This is a genomic window from Fictibacillus sp. KU28468 (assembly GCF_026153615.1).
Classification (GTDB): Bacteria; Bacillota; Bacilli; order Bacillales; family Fictibacillaceae; genus Fictibacillus_C; species Fictibacillus_C marinisediminis.
Genome location: NZ_CP110666.1, coordinates 2651054 through 2670704 on the forward strand (window position 1 = coordinate 2651054; position 19651 = coordinate 2670704).

17 protein-coding genes are annotated in these 19651 nt (G+C 44.3%); all 17 read right to left on the bottom strand.

Annotated elements, in window-relative coordinates:
- Nucleotides 1-171: 171 nt before the first annotated feature.
- The 17 genes from ftsZ to rsmH all read right to left on the bottom strand — a co-directional run bounded on the left by ftsZ (nucleotide 172) and on the right by rsmH (nucleotide 19609).
- A complete protein-coding gene (gene ftsZ / locus OKX00_RS13715; RefSeq protein WP_265407715.1) occupies nucleotides 172-1323 on the bottom strand; it encodes a cell division protein FtsZ in 1152 nt (383 codons plus the stop codon).
- Nucleotides 1324-1358: 35 nt separating this feature from the next.
- Entirely contained in the window at nucleotides 1359-2639 is a 1281-nt protein-coding gene (gene ftsA / locus OKX00_RS13720) for a cell division protein FtsA (RefSeq protein ID WP_091005330.1), read from the bottom strand.
- Between the two features lie 150 nt (nucleotides 2640-2789).
- Nucleotides 2790-3143 carry a small basic family protein gene (locus OKX00_RS13725; protein WP_248252516.1) on the bottom strand — a complete coding sequence of 118 codons (354 nt, stop codon included), beginning with the start codon at nucleotides 3141-3143 and terminating at the stop codon, nucleotides 2790-2792.
- Nucleotides 3143-3835: a DUF881 domain-containing protein gene (locus OKX00_RS13730; RefSeq protein WP_265407716.1), complete on the bottom strand. Its 693-nt coding sequence runs from the start codon at nucleotides 3833-3835 to the stop codon at nucleotides 3143-3145. The genes OKX00_RS13725 and OKX00_RS13730 overlap by 1 nt, the downstream gene beginning before the upstream one ends.
- A 5-nt stretch (nucleotides 3836-3840) precedes the next feature.
- Nucleotides 3841-4533 carry a DUF881 domain-containing protein gene (locus OKX00_RS13735; RefSeq protein ID WP_231689121.1) on the bottom strand — a complete coding sequence of 231 codons (693 nt, stop codon included), beginning with the start codon at nucleotides 4531-4533 and terminating at the stop codon, nucleotides 3841-3843.
- Nucleotides 4517-5296 (bottom strand): cell division protein FtsQ/DivIB, encoded by a 780-nt coding sequence (locus OKX00_RS13740; RefSeq protein ID WP_265407717.1) that lies wholly within the window; start codon nucleotides 5294-5296, stop codon nucleotides 4517-4519. The genes OKX00_RS13735 and OKX00_RS13740 overlap by 17 nt, the downstream gene beginning before the upstream one ends.
- 165 nt (nucleotides 5297-5461) lie before the next feature.
- The gene (murB, locus tag OKX00_RS13745; protein ID WP_265407718.1) at nucleotides 5462-6370 is read right to left on the bottom strand and encodes a UDP-N-acetylmuramate dehydrogenase; all 909 of its coding nucleotides are present in this window, start codon (nucleotides 6368-6370) and stop codon (nucleotides 5462-5464) included.
- Between the two features lie 46 nt (nucleotides 6371-6416).
- Nucleotides 6417-7520 (bottom strand): undecaprenyldiphospho-muramoylpentapeptide beta-N-acetylglucosaminyltransferase, encoded by a 1104-nt coding sequence (gene murG, locus OKX00_RS13750; protein ID WP_265407719.1) that lies wholly within the window; start codon nucleotides 7518-7520, stop codon nucleotides 6417-6419.
- 155 nt (nucleotides 7521-7675) lie between these two features.
- On the bottom strand, nucleotides 7676-8776 hold the full coding sequence (spoVE, locus tag OKX00_RS13755; RefSeq protein WP_053358283.1) for a stage V sporulation protein E: 1101 nt from the start codon (nucleotides 8774-8776) through the stop codon (nucleotides 7676-7678).
- Nucleotides 8777-8832: 56 nt separating this feature from the next.
- Nucleotides 8833-10185 carry a UDP-N-acetylmuramoyl-L-alanine--D-glutamate ligase gene (gene murD, locus OKX00_RS13760; RefSeq protein ID WP_265407720.1) on the bottom strand — a complete coding sequence of 451 codons (1353 nt, stop codon included), beginning with the start codon at nucleotides 10183-10185 and terminating at the stop codon, nucleotides 8833-8835.
- Nucleotide 10186: 1 nt separating this feature from the next.
- Nucleotides 10187-11161, bottom strand: a complete 975-nt coding sequence (gene mraY, locus OKX00_RS13765) for a phospho-N-acetylmuramoyl-pentapeptide-transferase (RefSeq protein WP_265407721.1) — start codon at nucleotides 11159-11161, stop codon at nucleotides 10187-10189.
- A complete protein-coding gene (locus tag OKX00_RS13770) occupies nucleotides 11158-12540 on the bottom strand; it encodes a UDP-N-acetylmuramoyl-tripeptide--D-alanyl-D-alanine ligase (RefSeq protein ID WP_265407722.1) in 1383 nt (460 codons plus the stop codon). Before OKX00_RS13770 ends, mraY begins: the two co-directional genes overlap by 4 nt.
- A gap of 2 nt (nucleotides 12541-12542) precedes the next feature.
- On the bottom strand, nucleotides 12543-14009 hold the full coding sequence (locus OKX00_RS13775) for a UDP-N-acetylmuramoyl-L-alanyl-D-glutamate--2,6-diaminopimelate ligase (RefSeq protein WP_265407723.1): 1467 nt from the start codon (nucleotides 14007-14009) through the stop codon (nucleotides 12543-12545).
- An 87-nt stretch (nucleotides 14010-14096) separates the two neighbouring features.
- The gene (locus tag OKX00_RS13780) at nucleotides 14097-16025 is read right to left on the bottom strand and encodes a stage V sporulation protein D (protein ID WP_265407724.1); all 1929 of its coding nucleotides are present in this window, start codon (nucleotides 16023-16025) and stop codon (nucleotides 14097-14099) included.
- Nucleotides 16026-16111: 86 nt separating this feature from the next.
- On the bottom strand, nucleotides 16112-18235 hold the full coding sequence (locus tag OKX00_RS13785; RefSeq protein ID WP_265407725.1) for a penicillin-binding protein: 2124 nt from the start codon (nucleotides 18233-18235) through the stop codon (nucleotides 16112-16114).
- A 58-nt stretch (nucleotides 18236-18293) separates the two neighbouring features.
- Complete coding sequence (gene ftsL / locus OKX00_RS13790; protein ID WP_265407726.1) at nucleotides 18294-18662, bottom strand: cell division protein FtsL; 369 nt, start codon at nucleotides 18660-18662, stop codon at nucleotides 18294-18296.
- A gap of 14 nt (nucleotides 18663-18676) precedes the next feature.
- Nucleotides 18677-19609 carry a 16S rRNA (cytosine(1402)-N(4))-methyltransferase RsmH gene (gene rsmH / locus OKX00_RS13795; RefSeq protein ID WP_265407727.1) on the bottom strand — a complete coding sequence of 311 codons (933 nt, stop codon included), beginning with the start codon at nucleotides 19607-19609 and terminating at the stop codon, nucleotides 18677-18679.
- Nucleotides 19610-19651: the final 42 nt, after the last annotated feature.

Genomic DNA, 19651 nt, shown 5'->3' on the forward strand with positions numbered 1-19651 from the left:
AAACAGGCGAAATATAAAGTCTGTCAATTTATGAGACAAGATATCTTTTTATTTTAAGAGATTTTGTCATAATCTACTGCTTGCAAAAAACTGTTTTGAAGGCATAAAAAAACACCTTTCATAGTCTGAAAGGTGTTTTGCAGGTATTGTTGGCGCTTCTGCTTTTCTTAGTTATCTTCTTCGGTTACGGTTGCGGTTGCGAAGGAAAGTAGGGATATCCAGTGTATCAGAATCGGATTGTGAAGGCGGAGCCGGACGGTTTTCGTTCGTCACTTCCTCACGCTGGCTTCCTTGGCTAGTTGGAGCCTTTGGAGCCTGCTGCTGGAATTTTGGACGCTGCGCCTGTGCCTGCATGGCTTGCATGTTTTCTCTTTCATCGAAACCGGTCGCAATAACAGTCACCAGAATTTCATCTTTTAAATCTTCATTGATAACAGACCCGAAGATCATGTTGACTTCAGGATCTGAAGCAGAGGATACAATATCTGCCGCTTCATTAACTTCATAAAGGCTTAGGTTGGCTCCTCCAGTAATGTTCATCAGGACACCCTTGGCACCGTCGATTGAAGTTTCAAGCAATGGTGAAGAAATGGCCTTTCGTGCTGCCTCAGCTGCTCTGTTTTCGCCAGTGGCAATACCAATACCCATTAGAGCAGAACCTTTTTCAGTCATGATCGTTTTAACATCGGCAAAGTCAAGGTTGATCAATCCAGGTACAGCGATCAAGTCAGAGATCCCTTGTACACCTTGTCGCAATACGTTATCTGCCTCACGGAAAGCTTCAAGCATCGGAGTATTTTTGTCAACGATTTCTAGTAGTCTGTCATTTGGAATGACAATCAAGGTATCTACTTTTTCTTTGAATACGCTGATTCCGCCAACAGCTTGAGTAGAACGTTTTCGTCCTTCAAACGTGAAAGGACGGGTAACAACACCTACTGTCAATGCTCCCATTTCCTTAGCGATTTCAGCGATTACAGGAGCTGCACCTGTTCCAGTTCCTCCGCCCATACCGGCAGTAACAAAGACCATATCGGCCCCGCGGAGGGCTTCTTCAACCTGTTCCCTGCTCTCTTCCGCCGCTTTTTTTCCAATTTCCGGGTTGGCTCCTGCACCCAATCCCCTAGTAAGCTTTGAACCGATCTGCATTTTAATCTGAGCCTTTGAAAGGTTCAGTGCCTGGGCGTCAGTATTCACGCAAATAAATTCTACTCCTTGTACACCGTGCTCAATCATGCGGTTAACAGCGTTGCTTCCGCCGCCGCCGACACCAATGACCTTAATTGTAGCTAATGAATCCATGTTCATATCAAACTCTAACATGAGCGTTCCTCCTAATGACTAGTTAAACCTGTCTCTTATTCGAAAAATAAACCAAACCAATTTTTCATTTTGGATTTCATGCCGCCTGCGGTTTTATCACTTTGCTGCTTTGCCGCTTGAGGCTGTTTCTTTCTTTGCTGGACCTCTGCTCCCTCAGTAAGGGCAGAAGCTACCTCTTTTCCTTGTACCTTAATGTTGCGGTACGTAAATTGGATGAGGCCGATACCTGTCGTATATTGCGGCTCTCTGACGCCGATATAATCCGGCAGGGAGACCCTGACATTGTTCTGGAAAATTTCCTGTGCCAATTCCAGCAATCCAGGCATCGCGGCAACACCACCGGTTATCACAAATCCTCCTGGCAGATCTCTATAGCCTCTTCGAATGAGCTCTTCGTCAGCTAGTTCGAGCATTTCAGCAATACGGGCTTCAATAATAAGAGCCAGATCGTACTGACTGATCTCCTGATCTGATGAGGATCCAATCTGAGCGACAGAAAACGTTTCGTCTTTTGATGCATGATCAACAAAAGCATGTCCATGCTTGACCTTTATTTTTTCTGCATCTTCAGCAGTCGTTCGAAGTCCGATAGATATGTCTTTAGAAATGAACTCTCCGCCGAATGGAAGAACGGTGGTCATCTGCATTGTTCCCTGATCAAATACGGACACTGTAGTTGATCCTCCGCCGATATCGATTAAGGCTGTTCCTAAGTCCATCTCATCCCTGGTAAGGGCTATTGAAGCAGTAGCCAGTGGTTCAAGACAGATATCAGCAACTTGCAGCCCCGCTCTTTCCACGCAACGCAGTAAATTATGTAATATGGTCTTAGATCCTGTTACGATCGTTCCTTCCATTTCCAGCCTGACTCCGAGCATACCGCGCGGATCAATAATTTCATCGGTTCCATCAACAATAAACTGTCCAGGTATGACATCAATAATTTCCCGTTCAGGAGGAATTGAAACTACTTGAGCAGCATCAATCACGCGTGCAATGTCTTCATCCCCAATTTCACGGTCTTCACTGGAAACAGCAACTACACCATGGCATGGCTGAAGCTGAATATGATTTCCTTTCACACCTACAATTACTGCATTAACCGGTATACCAAGCATTCGTTCTGCCTGTTCAACCGCTTTTTTTATGGAACGAACAGTTTCATCGATATCAACAATAGATCCTTTTTTTATTCCTGCAGATTTTGAGTGACCTACACCAATTACATTAAAGGATTCACTGGTCATTTCTCCAATGATAACTTTAATATTGGATGTACCGATGTCTAAACTTACATAAATCTCGTTGCTGTTCATTCTTTGGCACCTCCTTGAGTTTAAAATGTCCGTTATATACTATTCGTCTATCCGTTATGTAATTATATCGGTATACGAGTGGGTTAATTAAGGAATAAATTCCACAAACAAGGATTATTCCCTCTTTTTTTTCTTAAGTTTTTAAGAAAATTAACTGTTTTTTCTAGATTTGCTCCATTTTGAAATAACAAGCCGGCGAATGACAGCTATATTATTAAACAATCTGACGCCAAAAGCAAATATTGCCGCCAAATATAAATCAATTCCAAGATGTACCCCTAGATAGGCAAGGCCTGCCGCAAGCAGAATATTAAAGAAAAACCCGCTGATAAATACCTTATCCTCGAAATTCCCTTGCATGTGGGCCCGAATTCCTCCGAACAACGTGTCAAGCGCTGCCAGAACAGCGATAGAAAGGTAGTTTGTATATTCATAAGGAATCCGTATTTCAGATAAAAAACCCAAAACCAGACCAATGATTAAAGCCAAGACCGGCAGCCACATTATAATTCCTCCTTTGCCTGCTTCATGTATTTTACACGGATGGGTTTATCGTAAGCGGGCAGTGTCAGCTGGTTTTGTGGCTTAGAATCAATGTATAGGTTCTCCCTCACAAAATCTTCCGCAGATTGCGAAGCAATAATTTTATTTTGAAGTTTTTGGGCATCATCTGATAATACTTTGATTTCAATAGGAAACGAGCCGAGCGGCTGGTTATTTATGTAGGTTTCGCCATTGACTTCCCTGATCGGTGTAGTCGAGATGATTCGCTGGCCATCCACTGAAATATCCTTTGCTTCATATCTGTTCAGTTCATTGATCAGCCTTCTGATCAATTCCGGATAGAGTTTTGGCGCTTCTCCTTCATTAAAGGGTTCGATGGTGATCAGAATTCCTTGTCCGCTCACTTCTGTCAAACCTGCCGCCTCTTTTAAGTCATTAAGCGCTTTTTCCATCGCCTCTGTTTTTTCCTTCTTTCGTGATTGTTCATAATCATCTAAAAGATCCTGATACTTTTTGATTTCATTGTTTAGATCCTGCTGGCGCTGTTTCTCTTTTTCCAAGTCCGCACGGAGTTCCCACGTATCTCTTGTGTCTCTTGTTATGGGATTGTTGGTTGTCTGAAACTGAATGGCCAGCATTAAGCCCAGAATGCAGGCAACGCCGGCGAATATTGCTTTTCTTTTGTTGTTCAATTCGCTCATCCCTCTTTGCTTAAATAAGGATCCATCGTAATTCCATCCTTTGTCGCTACTCTAACTTCAATGCCATCATTGACGAGATCACTGACTACAGATAAATTCAACGATTTTTCCATTATTGACTTATCTCCGATCGCTGTAATGGTAAAAGGAGCTGGATATTGATTGCCGTCTACGCTGACGACCGGACCCACACATGTGATATAGCTGCTGTGGGAAATCCTTTGTCCGTTAACAGCAACAGCTTCCGCTCCTGAAACAAGCATTTCGTAGATCACGCTTCGAATGTGCTCTTCATGAACAATATAATTATTGGGATTCTCACCATCTGGAACATAAGATGAGTCCGAGAGGGTTACTTCAATTCCTGGACCCTTAACTTTAACGCTTCCAACTACTTTCCTCATTTTTTTCAGGTCTTCAACTAAGTTATAGGATTTCTTCTCCTGATCCGCTAGTTTGTTTTCTCTTTTTTGAATTTGAAGCTGAATTTTTTTTAATTCCCCGTTCAATTTCCGGTTAGTCTTTTGGGTTCTCAATATACCGCTTCTCAAACCATCCTCTTGTTTCCACTGGCTGTTCGTTTCATGAGTCGCTGCTTCCTTTTTCGTAATTTGATAGGAGTACGATAGAAAAAAGCCTGTCACGAGCATGATGATCGAAAAGAAAACATACTTACCTGTCGGTTTCACTCTTAGGTGCCTCCTCTTTGCCGAATTCATGGAAATACGTGCTGACATCCATATTGATAACCCCTTTTTGATGAGGTCCCAGCTGCTGTACGATGGATGGGTAAGCCTCCATTTTTCTGGCAAAACGGGTGATCGAGGACCTGACTTCGTAACCGTCTGTCATATAAAGAATGATTCGATTGCCGTCCTTGCTTTCAGTATCTAATTGAATCTCAGAAATACGGTGGGCGATCCCTTTCGTCAGCTTGCCGAGTTCCTTCGCCATAGGTTTCAAGAGCTTCCGGTCCTTCCAGTCTGTGATGATTGGTGCGTTTACTGGCAACGAGCCCTTTTTCATACCAGCAAGGAGTTTCCCGCTTTCGAGAACAGGATAATATTTTCCATTTTCCTTCAGATAGCCTACTCTATGAAATTCCTTCACTTCTATGATGAGATGATTGTAGAACTTTTTATGTACTTCAACAGAGGAGATCTCCCCCATTTTTAGTATGCCTTTTTGAATGTCTTCATCCGACAGGTTCAGAAAAGAGGTGTGAGGGCTGATTTTCGCCGCTTTAATAATGGCTTGGTCGCTGATGTTTTCGTTCCCGCTCACGGTTATCTTTTTTATGTCACTGAAACTGGATTGGAAATAGACAAATACCAATATCAGCAAAAAGAAAAGGGACAAGTAAATAATCATTCTTCTGTTTGTTTTTTGTTTGCGCTGCGTTTTTAATTTGGGAATGCGGTCTTCAATCGTAACAACTTTTTCCTTGTCCATTTCCTTTCCCCCGTGTAAATACAAATAAACTGAATACCATCCTTCATATGTAAAGAGAAAGGAAAACAGCTCTGCAAGCTATTCTCCTTCTCCAATAGGAACCATCCAGTCCGATTTATGTCTATTAAATTATAACATAAGTTAACGTGAACGATGTGGCATTTTTTAGCTTTTTCTGCCGATTATCTCCACTTCGGTCTCGATATCGATATTGTGCAGTTCTTTGATCTTTTTCTGGATCAGCGAGATCAGATCCAGGACATCTTTCGCTTTGGCATTTCCAGTGTTTACAATAAAGTTAGCATGCATGTCAGAGATCTGTGCACCCCCGACAGTTGTTCCTTTTAAACCAGAGGATTCAATAAGCTGGCCCGCATAATTCGGAAGAGGATTCCTAAATACGCTGCCGCAGCATGGATAGTTCCAAGGCTGTGTATTTCTGCGGTAGTCCTTATTCTTTTTCAGTTCAGCCATTATGGTTTCTCTGTCGCCTTTTTCAAGAAGCAGAACGGCTTCCACGCAGATCCCACCGGTTTTCTGTAGTACTGAGGTACGATAAGAGAACTCCATTTCTTCATTGGTGAGCCATTTCAACTCCCCATCGGGAAAGAGGACCAATGCTTCTTTCAAGATTTTTGACATGTCTGATCCATGAGCTCCGGCGTTCATGAATACGGCTCCGCCGAGAGATCCTGGAATTCCTGCGGAAAATTCAAGTCCTGAGTATCCTTCGCGGGATAGAACGGTAGCCAGTTTGACGAGGGAATACCCCCCTCCAATCCTAAACTCGCCCCCATTTTGTTCAAGGCTGTCTAGACCGTCACCTAGCTTTATGACGACTCCTTCGATTCCTTCATCCGATACGAGCAAGTTTGATCCTCGGCCGATCGGACGGAAAGGTACACCTGCTGCTTTAATGTATTCCATTGCTTTTTTAAGAGAGTCTGTATTGTTCGGCTCAAAAAAAAGATCTGCAGGCCCTCCGATTTTTAATGTAGTATGGTTTTTCAGCGGCTCATTTTCCAAAACTTTACCTAAGTTTTCTTTCCGCAGTTGATCTGCCAGTTTATTCAAAAAAATCCCCCCCTATATCACACAAAATCTATTATCATATTTTATATTATTTCGCAGAAGTATGTTTAATATTTTCCATCAGCTTTACCACATTCGCTGCAGCCCTTGGCATACCCAGTTCTTTTGAAGCCTGGTGCATTCGTTCCCAGTTCTTCTGGTTAAGCAAGATGTTGTCCACTTCTTCAAGAAGCAATGAACCATTCATATCTTTTTCAAGAATCACAACAGCCGCTCCGTTTTGTTCAAGAGCTCTCGCGTTCTTTTCCTGATGATTATTGGTCACGTATGGGCTCGGTATCAAAATACTAGGAATTCCAAGCGCCGTCAATTCCGCGATAGATGTGGCCCCTGCCCGCGCAACCACAAGGTCAACACCTGCAAGAAGTTCGGGCATGTTGTGAACAAAAGGAACAATGGTCACATTCGCCGGGCTTCCTGACTGGCTGACCGCCTTCAGGACGTTCTCATGATGCACGTCACCTGTAACATAGACGAATTGATAGCTCTTCTTCTCTGCTTCTGTAAGCACATCCAGAAACGCTTCATTGATTGGGCGGGCTCCCCGGCTTCCCCCTACAATCAATACTGTTTTCTTCTCCGGATCGAGGTTCAATGATTGTCTTCCTTTTGCACCGTCAGTTCCAATGACCTCAGAAGCTCTGGGATTCCCAGTGAAAACAACTTTTTCCTTAGGAAAATAACTTGCGCTCTCTTCAAATGAGATCGCAATTTTCTTAACATACTTGCTAAGAAACTTGTTTGTCAGGCCTGGGACACTGTTCTGTTCATGGATCAGCGAAGGAATCTTCAGGCTGCTCGCCGCATATACGACTGGTCCGCAAACATATCCTCCTGTGCCCACTACAACGTCCGGCTTAAATTCCTTCATGATTTTCTTGCAGCGGGAAACACCTTTTAAAAAGCGCATGACCGTTTTTGCGTTTTCCATTGAAAGACTTCTTTTAAAGCCTGTAATATGAATACTTTTAAAAGGGATGTTTTCCCTCGGAACGAGCTTGCTCTCAAGCCCTTTTTCTGTCCCTATATATAAAATCTCCGCATCCGGATGAAGTTTCTTAATCTCATTTGCAAGCGCAAGAGCAGGATAAATATGTCCTCCCGTACCTCCGCCGCTTAACACAATCCTCATAAAGCACCTCCGTAAAACTGATTAAAAATAATACAAACCCTGTCACCACACTGACAGGGCATGCGAGAGACAAATAAGCTAAAAACGCTGTGAGGACCCTGTACTTCCAGCTGTTTCACTTCTTTGTCCTTAAAATTCAGCATGTAAGACGCTGCTTAATACTTGGCATATCGGCTGATGTTCAGCAGAACCCCGATCGATGCAAGCATGAGAGTCAGTGATGATCCCCCATAGCTGATCAGTGGAAGAGTGATCCCTGTGACCGGCATAAGACCTGTGACTACTCCGATGTTAATCATTACTTGAATAGCAACCATTCCAATAATACCAATTGCCAGAAAGCTTCCGAACAAATCAGGCGCGCCGAGTGCAATTCTGACTCCCCTCCACAGAAGGATGCTAAAAAGCAGCAAGACCAATGCACCGCCAATAAATCCAAGCTCCTCTGATAGAATAGCAAAGATAAAGTCCGTCTGTGGTTCTGGAAGGTAACCAAACTTTTGTCTGCTCTCACCAAGTCCGAGCCCCATCAATCCGCCGGGACCCAATGAATACAGAGATTGAATGATCTGAAATCCGCTTCCAAGCTCGTCACTCCATGGATCCAAAAAGGAGGTAATCCGCTTAATCCGGTATGGGGCTGATATGATCAGACCGGCGAATCCCACAAGTCCGACGAACCCTAGTCCTACAAAGTGGGAGATTCTTGCACCGGCTACAAAGATCATAACGATGCTCGTTCCTACCATGACAGAACCTGTACCGAGATCGGGCTGCAGCATGATCATCGCGAACGCCAGCATAACAAGGCCTAATGTGGGCAGCAAGCCCTTCTTAAAGGACGTTATCTTTTTTTGATGTTCTGCTAAATATTTAGCCAGAAAAGTAATCATTGCAAGTTTCATAAATTCTGAGGGCTGGATGGAAAAGGCTCCCACTCCAATCCAGCTTCTTGCGCCCCCCCGCACCATTCCCACTCCTGGGATGAGCACGCCTACCAGCAAAACAAAACATATGACTAAGAGGATCTTTGCCCAAGTACGCCAGGTCATATAATTGACATTCATAATAAAAAACATAGCTGCCACTCCGACTCCGGCAAAAAGAAGCTGCCGTTTAGCGAAGAAGAACGGATCGTTGAACTTTACAAGTGCCCAATCCGCACTGGCGCTGTAAACCATAATAATGCCTATGGATAATAGAAGCAATGTCGTGCCAATTAAAATAATATCCGGTGTTGTTCGTGTCGCAGGCAAAAGAAACACCTCAACTCTTCTGTATTTGCTCGTTCCAAAACCAGCATGTACAAACTCTACTTAAGTTTATGCACAGAGTTGATAAAGATGTCCCCTCTTTGTTCAAAAGTTTTAAACTGGTCCCAGCTCGCGCAAGCCGGGGATAGAAGGATAATATCGCCTTCAGAAGAATTCTGATATGCGGCAGGAACGGCTTCCTCCACATTATCAACAAGTTTAATATCTTCTATTCCGGCGTCTTTTGCAGCTCGCTGCAGCTTAGGCGCTGTTTGGCCAAATAAAATGATCGACTTCACTTGTTTCAGCTGTGGGATCAAATCATCAAATTCGTTCCCTCTGTCCAATCCGCCGGCAAGAAGAATAATTTTTTGCTCAAACGCAGAAATGGCTTTTTGGGTAGCCAGTATATTGGTAGCTTTTGAATCGTTATAAAATTTCCTGCCGTTGACCTCCGCTACGTACTGCAGGCGGTGCTTGACACCGGTAAATGTATTTAACGTTTCCTGAATCTGTTCATTATTCGCTCCAGCTAGCTTCGAAGCGGCAACAGCGGCAAGAATATTCTCAAGGTTGTGCTGCCCAGGAAGAACAATATCTCTCAAAGAGATGATTTTCTCTTCTCTAAAATAAAGGCTTCCATCTTTTATGTAAGCTCCATCATGGCATTCTTTCGTCACAGAAAAGGGAACCTTCAGCGCTTTTGTGCTTTGAGCCAATTCACAAACTCTCAGGTCATCCGCGTTATAAACCGCGAAGTCTTTCTCTTTCTGGTTGGCAAAAATCCTTCCCTTTGCTGCTGCATACTCTGCAAGTGAACCGTGATAATCCAGGTGCGCCTCAAAAATATTAAGAAGAACTGCGATTCTTGGTGCATACGACTGTGTCCCCATCAATTGAAAACTTGACAATTCTGCAACAATAACATCTGATTCGTTTGACCTGTCTGCCACTTCAGACAGAACCGTTCCGATGTTACCTGCAACTACAGGTTTGCGTCCGCTGTTTTTTAGCATCTCTCCCACCAGGGTGGTCGTCGTAGTCTTTCCGTTAGATCCCGTAATGGCAATCATCTCAGCACGGGATACCTTTCCGGCGATTTCTACCTCGGTGATGACAGGAATGCCGCGTTTAACCGCCTCACTGACAATCGGATTGGTATAAGGAATTCCGGGATTTTTCACAACAAAGTCTGTCGGACGGTCCAATAAGGATAATGGATGATCCCCGCAGATTACTTCATAGCCTTCACTTGAAAGTTTTCTTGCTTGTTCATTCTCTTCCATCGGCGTTCGATCGTTCACGACGACGTTCGCACCATAAGTCTTAAGCAGCTTGGCAGCAGCGAATCCGCTTTTAGCCAAGCCGAGAACTAGTACATGTTTTCCTTGAAAATTTTTCATATCGTTCATTTTATACCCACACCTCTAAATAGATTCCAAGGGCAGCGAATAACAAACCGACACCCCAGAAGGTTACAACTATTCTCCATTCCGACCAGCCGCTGAGTTCATAGTGGTGGTGAAGAGGACTCATCTTAAAGATTCGTTTTCCTCTCGTCTTAAATGACGCAACCTGAAGCATAACCGACAATGTTTCGATAACGAACACACCGCCAATGATCACAAGCAGAAGTTCCAGTTTCAAAATGATGGCAATAGCACTTATGGCTCCCCCTAGAGCGAGCGACCCTGTATCACCCATAAAAACTTTTGCCGGATGGGCATTGAAAACTAAAAAGCCGAGAACGCCCCCGACAACAGCTACTGAGAACAACGCAGTTTCATAGTGGTGGAGGTTGGAAGCAAGAACCGCGAATGCCCCAAAAGCAATGGCGGCTGTTCCCGCAAGAAGTCCATCGAGACCATCCGTAAGGTTCACCGCGTTAGAAGCTCCTATCAGCATGACGACGACAAGAACGGGATACAACCAGCCAACATCAAAGGAAAAATCCGTCCCTGGTACACTGATCTCTGTTGAAAAACCTGTTTTAATAAGTCCAATGTAGAAGATTGCGGCAATAACCAGCTGCCCTACCAGCTTTTGTCTGGAAGTGAGCCCTAGATTCCTCTTTTTTACGACTTTGATAAAGTCATCCAGAAAACCTACGATCCCGTAACCTACTGTTACAAGAAGAAGCAAATACGTCTCCGTCTTCATACCAATGAATTTAAAAGTCATAATATACGCAGCCAGCGAAAGGGCGACGATAATAATAATGCCTCCCATTGTTGGTGTACCCGACTTCTTCTGATGAGATTTCGGCCCTTCTTCCCGAATGCTTTGCCCGAACTTTAATCTTCGTAAGAATGGTATGAAAAATGGCGAGCTTAAAACAGCAATTAGAAAAGAAGCAAGAAGTGTAAATAGTAATACTTGTTCAATCATTTCCCTGCCTCCTGAACATCCTCAATAAATGGTTTAATGATGGTCTCCAGCGCCATCCCGCGTGATGCTTTAAACAGAACTGCCGTGTCCTTCGAGAGCAGAGAGCGAATCGCATCAGACGCCTCTTCTTTTTTGTTGAAAATGGAGACGTTTAGCCCAGGTTTACCCTTTTTTAATACTTCCTCGCCGATCCACTTTCCTTTTTCTCCGATGGCGATAACATCTGTGATTTCAGCATCAATGTACTCTGCTACGCCACGGTGCATCTTTTCTTCCGTCGGACCAAGTTCATACATATCTCCCAGTACAACGGCTTTTCTTTTATAATTCTGCAGTCCTTTAACAGCTTCTATAGCAGCCGCCATGCTTGTAGGGCTGGCATTATATGCGTCATTGATCAGCAGCGCCCCATTCAAGCCGCGGTATTTTTCCAGCCTCATGTTGGTCAGCTTCAGGTTTTTCAAACCCTCATTCATCGCGCTGTCCTCAATATTCAAATAATGGCCGACTGCGATAGCATATGCTGCATTTTTAACATTATGAGTACCGAGCAGCGGAAGAGAATAAACCATGTTCCCTCCTTCAAGCTCGAATGTGAAGCCATCCTCATCACCATCTTGATTCACGATCTTCACCGTGCAATCTTCACCATAGCCACATTTTAATATATTGGGTGATGACAGATGCTGAAGAAGAGGTTCATCTCCATCAACAATGAGCAGCCCGCTTTCTTTAAGGCCGTCTTTAATCTCAAGTTTAGCTTTTGCGATGCCTTCTCTGCTTCCGAGGTACTCGATATGTGATTCTCCAATATTTGTTACAATCGCCAGATCAGGTTCAGACAATCTGCTAAGTAATGAGATCTCTCCGAAATTGCTCATTCCCATTTCAAGAATGATAACCTCAGTGTCGTTTTCCATGGACAGGATCGTCAGAGGCAGGCCGATATGGTTATTGTAGTTGCCTTGTGTTTTATGGGTTTTAAAACTCGTGGAAACAACAGCTTCCAGCAGATCCTTAGTCGTCGTTTTCCCATTGGAACCAGTTACAGCAATAACGACCGGCTTTACTTTCCTTAAATAAAGCTTAGCCATCTGCTGAAGAGATTCCACCGTATCTTTTACATAAAGGAGAGGGAACGAGCTTTCGAGCCCTTCTGGCAAGGGTGTACCTTCTTTCCAAAGGGAGGCTACAGCTCCCTGCTCAATGGCCTGCATTAAAAAACGATGTCCATCGAATTTCTCTCCAGAGATTGGGATGTACAGCGATTGCGGAGAAGATTGCCTTGAATCTTTGGTTACCTCATGAATCACTGTATTCTCAATGTTTCCAGTAGTCGATACAGCTATCCCTGTTAATTCTTTTAAATCCAATTTCATTGCTATTTCGCTCCAATCGCTTCTGCAGCTACTTTCCGGTCATCAAAATCCAGAACGTCTTTTCCGATAATTTGGTAGGTTTCATGCCCTTTTCCGGCAACCAGGATAATGTCATTGTCATCTGCGATTTCTACCGCGTAGGTGATCGCATCTTTTCGGTCTGGCTTAATGATGTATTCGTAGCCCTGAACGCCTTCTTTCATATCCTCAAGTATCGCAAGGGGATCTTCTGTCCTGGGATTATCGGAAGTAAAGATGGCAACATCCGAATGCTCTGCTGCAATCTTTGCCATCAGTGGCCTTTTAGTCCGGTCACGGTCTCCTCCGCAGCCTACTACAGAAATCACTTTTCCAACGGCAAATTCATTCACGGTTGTAAGTGCATTCTCGAGGCTGTCAGGTGTATGGGCATAGTCAACGATTACCGTAAAGCTTTGGCCAGCATCAACCGTTTCAAAACGCCCCGGTACACCATTCATATTTTCCATGGTTTTGACAATAGAGTCAATCGGAATACCGGATAAAAGCGTAGCTGAAATCGCAGCAAGTACGTTGTATACCGAAAATTTACCGACTAGTTTTATGGAAACAGGCCTCTCTTCTAACGGCGTTACAAGAGTAAAGGAGGTTCCTTTTCCAGTCACCTTAATATCCTTCGCCATAATATCGCTTTTTTGTTCAATACCGTACGTTAATATTTGTGCGGCTGTCATTTTTTCGAACTCTTTTGAAGCCTCGTCATCCCTGTTAAGGATGGCGATCTTTTCCTTATTCCCGGCGTATGTATTACCGAGCTGAGCGAACAGAAGCCCTTTAGCTCTTAAATACGTCTCCATATCTTTATGATAGTCCAAATGGTCCTGGGTAAAATTCGTGAACACAGCGATGTCATAATCGCAGCCCCTGACCCTGCCCATATCCAGGGCATGGGAGGAAACTTCCATGACTGCACTCTCCACGCCCTGATCATTCATCTCTTTAAACGCTTTTTGAAGAAAAAGAGATTCCGGGGTGGTGTTGGATACTTTATGGCTGACTCCATTTATTTTCATATCGATGGTGCCTATCATGCCCGTTCGTTTCCCAGCATCTGAAAAAATCTGCTCGATCAGATGAGAAGTGGTCGTTTTACCGTTCGTTCCGGTGATCCCGATAAGATGCAGTTTACTTGTTGGGTAATCGTAAAATACATTCGCGAGCACCGCCATCGCCCTTTTGGTATCGTTCACTAAAATGACGGGCACCGAATCAATGCCCTCCAGAGGTTTTTCAGCCAATACTGCTGCTGCTCCGTTTTTTACAGCCTGCCCCGCATAGTCGTGACCGTCTACGGTAAACCCTTTGATGCAGACAAACAGACTTCCCGGTCCTGCTGCTCTGGAGTCCATTTCAATCGAAGTAATTTCAGGGTTTGTTCCATGATCTGTTTTATAGTTTAATAAATGATTTACTAGTGTCTTTAGTTCCACATTATCAAGACCTTTCTACAAGAGTTCACATCAGAAAAAGAAGCCAAGGCTATCGCCTGGCTATTAGCATTCAAGTCTATTTTAATCCTACCTATCCGGTTTGTCACCCAAAAACAGGCGAATAACTGAACCCGGCTTTAGTTTAACTCCAGGTTCCGGTGCTTGCTTTACTACATATTGCCCTCGTCCGGAGCTTTGGATTTTCAAATCATAGAGCAAGCCTTTGATTTCTTTCGTCGACTTGCCTACAAGATTGGGCACTTTGATCAGCTCCTGATCCTGCCACGTTTTTTTCTTTTCGATCTGGTTCTTCCGCTTCTCTACCCCCATCGCTCGTAAGGAGTCATCCACAATCTTTCCAACCATCGGCGCAGCAACTACACCTCCGAATTGAATGGTGTCTTTCGGGTTGTCGACCGCAACGTAAACAACGATCTGCGGATCATCTGCAGGAGCCATACCGATAAACGATACAATATGATTGTTCTGAAGATATTTTCCATTCTTAGCTTTTTGTGCTGTCCCTGTTTTTCCGCCTACACGATAGCCATCTACAAACGCATTGCCGCCAGTACCTTGTGCCACAACGGTCTCAAGTGCATGCCGGACTTCTTTGGATGTTTTCTCTGATATGACACGCCGTTTTAGTTTTGGCGTCTGCCTGCTCACCGTTTTCCCGGTTGCTGGATCAACCAGTTCCTTGGCAATGTATGGCTCATACAGATAACCACCGTTAATCGCAGCGGATACCGCTGCAACCTGCTGGATCGGCGTAACTGAAACCCCCTGGCCGAACGCGGTCGTTGCGAGCTCGAGCGGCCCTACGTTCTTCAGGTTAAACAATATTCCTGTTCCCTCTCCTTGAAGGTCGATACCCGTTTTCTGGCCAAATCCAAACTTTTGAATGTAGGAGAACAGTTTTTCTTTGCCAAGACGCTGCCCGAGAATAACAAATCCAGGGTTGCATGAGTTCTGAACTCCTTCCAAGAAGGATTGGCTGCCATGTCCTCCCCTTTTCCAGCAGCGCAGTTTCCTGCCGCCAACTTCAATAGATCCAGGATCATGAAAGTGGTCGTGCTCGAGATTAACTTTATTTTCTTCCAGGGCCGCTGCCAGCGTAATGATCTTAAATGTTGAACCGGGTTCATAGTTTGCCCATACCGGCAGATTTCGGTTATACACTTCCGGCGCAACACGGCGGTATTCTTCGGGATCAAAGTCAGGCCGGCTTGACATGCCAAGGATCTCACCGGTATTCGGGTTCATCGCAATGGCTACTGCTCCATCAGGATTGTATTTCGCCTGCGCGATGTCCAGTTCGCGTTCGATGATGGTCTGTACTTTTGAGTCAATGGTCAATTTGAGGTTATAACCATCCTTTGGCCGCTCATAATCATCCGATAACGAGGGCATTCTGCGTCCCCTCGCATCAGAAAAGAACGAAACATGTCCTTTTGTTCCTTTTAGCTGTTTATCATAATAGAGCTCCAGTCCCATAAGCCCCTGGTTGTCGATCCCGGCAAAACCCAACACATGGGAGAGATAGCTGCCGAAAGGATAGTGCCTCTTGCTGTCTTCAGCAATAAAGATACCAGGCAGGTTTAGCTCACGGACTTGATTCGCTTTTTCATTGCTGATCTTTCTGCCGCCTTGGTCCAGACGGATGATGGAAGATTTCTTTGTGATTTTTTTATATACATCAAGCTGGGAAATATCCAGCACGGCTGCTAATTTTTCAGACGTTTGAACAGGATCGCTGATCTGTCTTGGTATCACAAAGACAGTAGGCGCACTGATGTTGGTTGCCAGCGGCACATTGTTCCGATCCAGAATTTCACCCCTCTGCGGTTCAAACGGAATATTCCGGCTCCATGAGTCAAGTGCTTTGCCTGTCAGCCAGTCTCCGATTACAAACTGTACATAACCAAGCCTGACTCCAATAATAAAAAAGAAGATCAGCCCAAAGGTAAGAACAAAAATTAACCGCCTACGTACCGTCACATTTGAAACACGCACATGATTACCTCCTCCACATGGCTCGTTTCAATATATGCTTGTACATAGGCGATTAGAACGGAATGGCAGTGTGCCATTCCGCCAATCTATTCTGTTCCGCCTCCGCTTTCATCGCTGAGATTCACGGAAGGCATCTGAGGCTTTTCAAACTCGACTGTCAGGTAATCTTTATCTTTGATTACCGATCCTTTTTTCAAACTCTGTTTCGATGCAAAACCTGAACCTTCTGCGGAGGCGTCGATGTCCATGATCTTTGAAAATTTCAGGACATCTCTCAAAGACCATCCGGTAAGGTCCGGCATCTGTACATCACCTTTTGTCCGAAGGATGACCCTCTCTCCAGGAAGCAGTCCTGAAGAGGCAGAGGGCTGCTGGGAGATGACTTGGCTTCCGCTTCCAAGGGTCAGCACTTTCATCCCTTTCTGTTTCAGTTCATCTTCAGCTTTTGCAGACTCCTTACCGCTGTAATCATCGATTTTGATTGAACTGTCGGAAATTTTTCTTTTTGTTTCTTTTTCATCTTCAGGTTCAATGTTCAAGTATTGAAGGCTGTTTTTCATAACTGTAGTGAAGACGTCTGACACCGGGTAAGATCCGAGCTCATTATTCTTTAAATGAGGGCGGTCAACAGCGACATAGACGAGCAGCTTGGGATCGTCTTTAGGAGCCATACCCATGAAAGAAAAAACATTTTGTCCCCATCCGTGAGCATATCTTCCAGTCTCTTTATCTACCACCTGTGCTGTACCTGTTTTGCCAGCGACAGAGTACCCTTTGATCTGATAAGGCTTTCCTGTTCCTTTCGTAACAACGGTCTCTAAAATATCGCGGACTTCTTTTGATGTTTTTTCTGAAATCGGTCTTCCTGCCACTTCCGGTTTGTGCTGCAGCAGCACTTTTTTGTCGGAGGGATCCACCACTTTGTCAATCACATACGGCTTCATCATTTTACCGCCGTTCGCTATTGCTGTTGCCGCCTGGATCTGCTGGATTGGTGTTACTGTTGTCCCCTGTCCGAATGCGGTGGTGAGTTTTTCAATCTCATAGTTGTAGAGGATTCTTCCGGATTTTTCATTCGGCAGATCAATGCCGGTTGGACGATCCAGGCCGAACTTTTTCAAGTAATTTAAAAGCCGGTCATAGCCTAGCTTCTCTCTCGCAAGCTTGGAGAATAGCACGTTGGAAGAGTTTTGAACCCCTTCATTGAAGGTGATCGTTCCCCAGCCAACTTTGTTATGATCGCTGATCGGACGGTTGTGGGGAATCTTATATTGGCCTGATTTATAAGTTTCATTGCCATTGTACACCCCTTCTTGGATTGCAGCCGCCAATGTAAAGATTTTCATCGTAGATCCTGGCTCGTAAGGATCTGAGATGGCAAGGTTCGTAAAGTCTTTAATGTTCCGCTTGTTCGGATTAAAAGCCGGCCGGTTGCTCATGGCCAATATCCTGCCCGTTTTCGGATCGGCTACAATACCGATAATCTTTTCAGGCTTATATTTTTTGTTCGCCTTATCCATCGACTGTTCGAGCACCATTTGGATTTTCTCATCGAGAGTTAAGTATACATTGGAACCGTTCTTCGGTTTCTTGATCTTTTCTCCTGGATCCGGAAGCTTTACGCCTTTCGTATCACTCTTGAACGACAGGCTTCCGTTTGTTTCTTTTAAATATTTATCAAGCGTTTTCTCAAGACCGAAAGCCCCAGATATTTCATTTTCCCCCTGCTCATTCGTATAGCCGATCACGTAAGGAGCAAACGTTTGGTTTGGATAATATCGTTTCGTTTCCGGCCGAAAATCAATACCGGCTATTTTCATCTTTTCTATTTTTTCTTTATCGCTGTGGCTGATCTTTCTGCCGCCGGGAACTTGGACCTCAAACAATTTCTTTTTGCTCAGCGCTTCTTCGATCGTCCCTTCATCTGCATCCAGGACACCTGCCAGCTTGGAAGCAGCCGCTGCAGGATCCTTAATATGGGTCGGATACTTCTTGTCAAGTGTGGCTGTTACAGTATAGGATGGAATATCTTTGGCGATTGCCTGCCCGTGGCGGTCAAAGATGGTCCCCCGGTTGGCATCAAGGGTTTTGTGCCTCGTCCATTTTTCTTCTGCATAGGCTTTTAAATCAACATTTTCAATGTGTTTCGTATACGCGATGTAAAAAAATCTTCCTATCAACACAAAAAAGAGCAGGATGAAAACTAACATGATAACCCCTGCTCCCCAATTAAATTTAAACTTATTTTCCATAGTTCAATACTCCGCCTTAATTTTCAAGCACTTTTACGTTTTTATCGTTAAGCGTCATCCCTAGCTTTTCTTTTGCAATTTTAAGAATGCGGTCGGGTGCACTTAGTTCTGTGACCTGCTGTTTGTAATCATCCACTACTTTATTTTCGTAGTTGATCGAACTTTGAACGGATTCGATGCTGGAGTTCACTTTATAGATTGAGGCGTAGTTTGACACCATGAAAATGGCGCCTGCAATAAGCAAAAGGGAGGCAAAAACCCAAAGGAACTTTTCTCCTTTTGTTATTCGTGGGGTTCTGATTCTCGGTTGTGCTTGTTGCTGGACATATTTTTGTCTTGATTCTTGCTGATACTGTCTCTGTGTTTGATACGCTAAATTACTCAACCCATAACTCTCCTTTATTTTTGTTTTTCTGCTATTCGCAGTTTGGCCGATCGTGATCTCCTATTAACGTCAATTTCCTCTTCACGTGGTAGTATCGGCTTCCTTGTTATGTTTTTTAATACCGGCAAAAATTCTTCGGGTATGATCGGCAAACCTGGAGGCAGGGACGGTCCGGTACTGTGCTTTTTAATAATCGTTTTGCAGGCTCTGTCTTCCAGTGAATGGAAGGTAATGATGCTAAGTCTACCGCCGATCGAAAGCAGCTCTATAGAATCCTCCAATGCTTCTTCGAACGCGTTCAATTCATCATTGACTGCGATTCGGATGGCTTGGAACGTTCTTTTGGCTGGATGCCCGCCAGCTCTCCTGGCTGGTGCAGGTATGGCATCCTTGATCAGGTCCACAAGTTCTCCAGTTGTGTCAATCGTCCGATCTTTCCTGGCAGCTTCAATTTTTCTTGCTATCTGCTTAGCGAACTTCTCTTCTCCATACTGAAAAATGATTTTCACTAGCTTCTCATAAGGCCACTCATTAACTACTTCATGGGCAGACAGCTGAGCCGTCTGATCCATCCTCATATCTAGCGGCGCATCGTGCTGATAGCTGAATCCCCGATCTGCTTCATCCAACTGCGGCGAGGATACACCCAGGTCGAATAAAATTCCATCTACTTTCTCAATCCCATGATTATAAAGCTCTTCTTTAATGTAACGGAAATTGCTTTTAATAATGGTGAAAGTTCCTTCATATTCCTCAAGGGCAGCTTTTGCATGTTCAATGGCCGTGTCATCTTGGTCAAAAGCATACAGGTGGCCTGATGTCAGTTTTGAGAGTATGAGTCGGCTGTGGCCTGCTCCTCCAAGTGTACAGTCAACGTAAATTCCATCCGGTTTCACATCTAAGGCATTAACGGCTTCTTCTTTAAGTACGGTAATATGGTCAAACATGATGTATTCCTTCCTGTGTATAAAGTCAGAGAGTTTTTCATT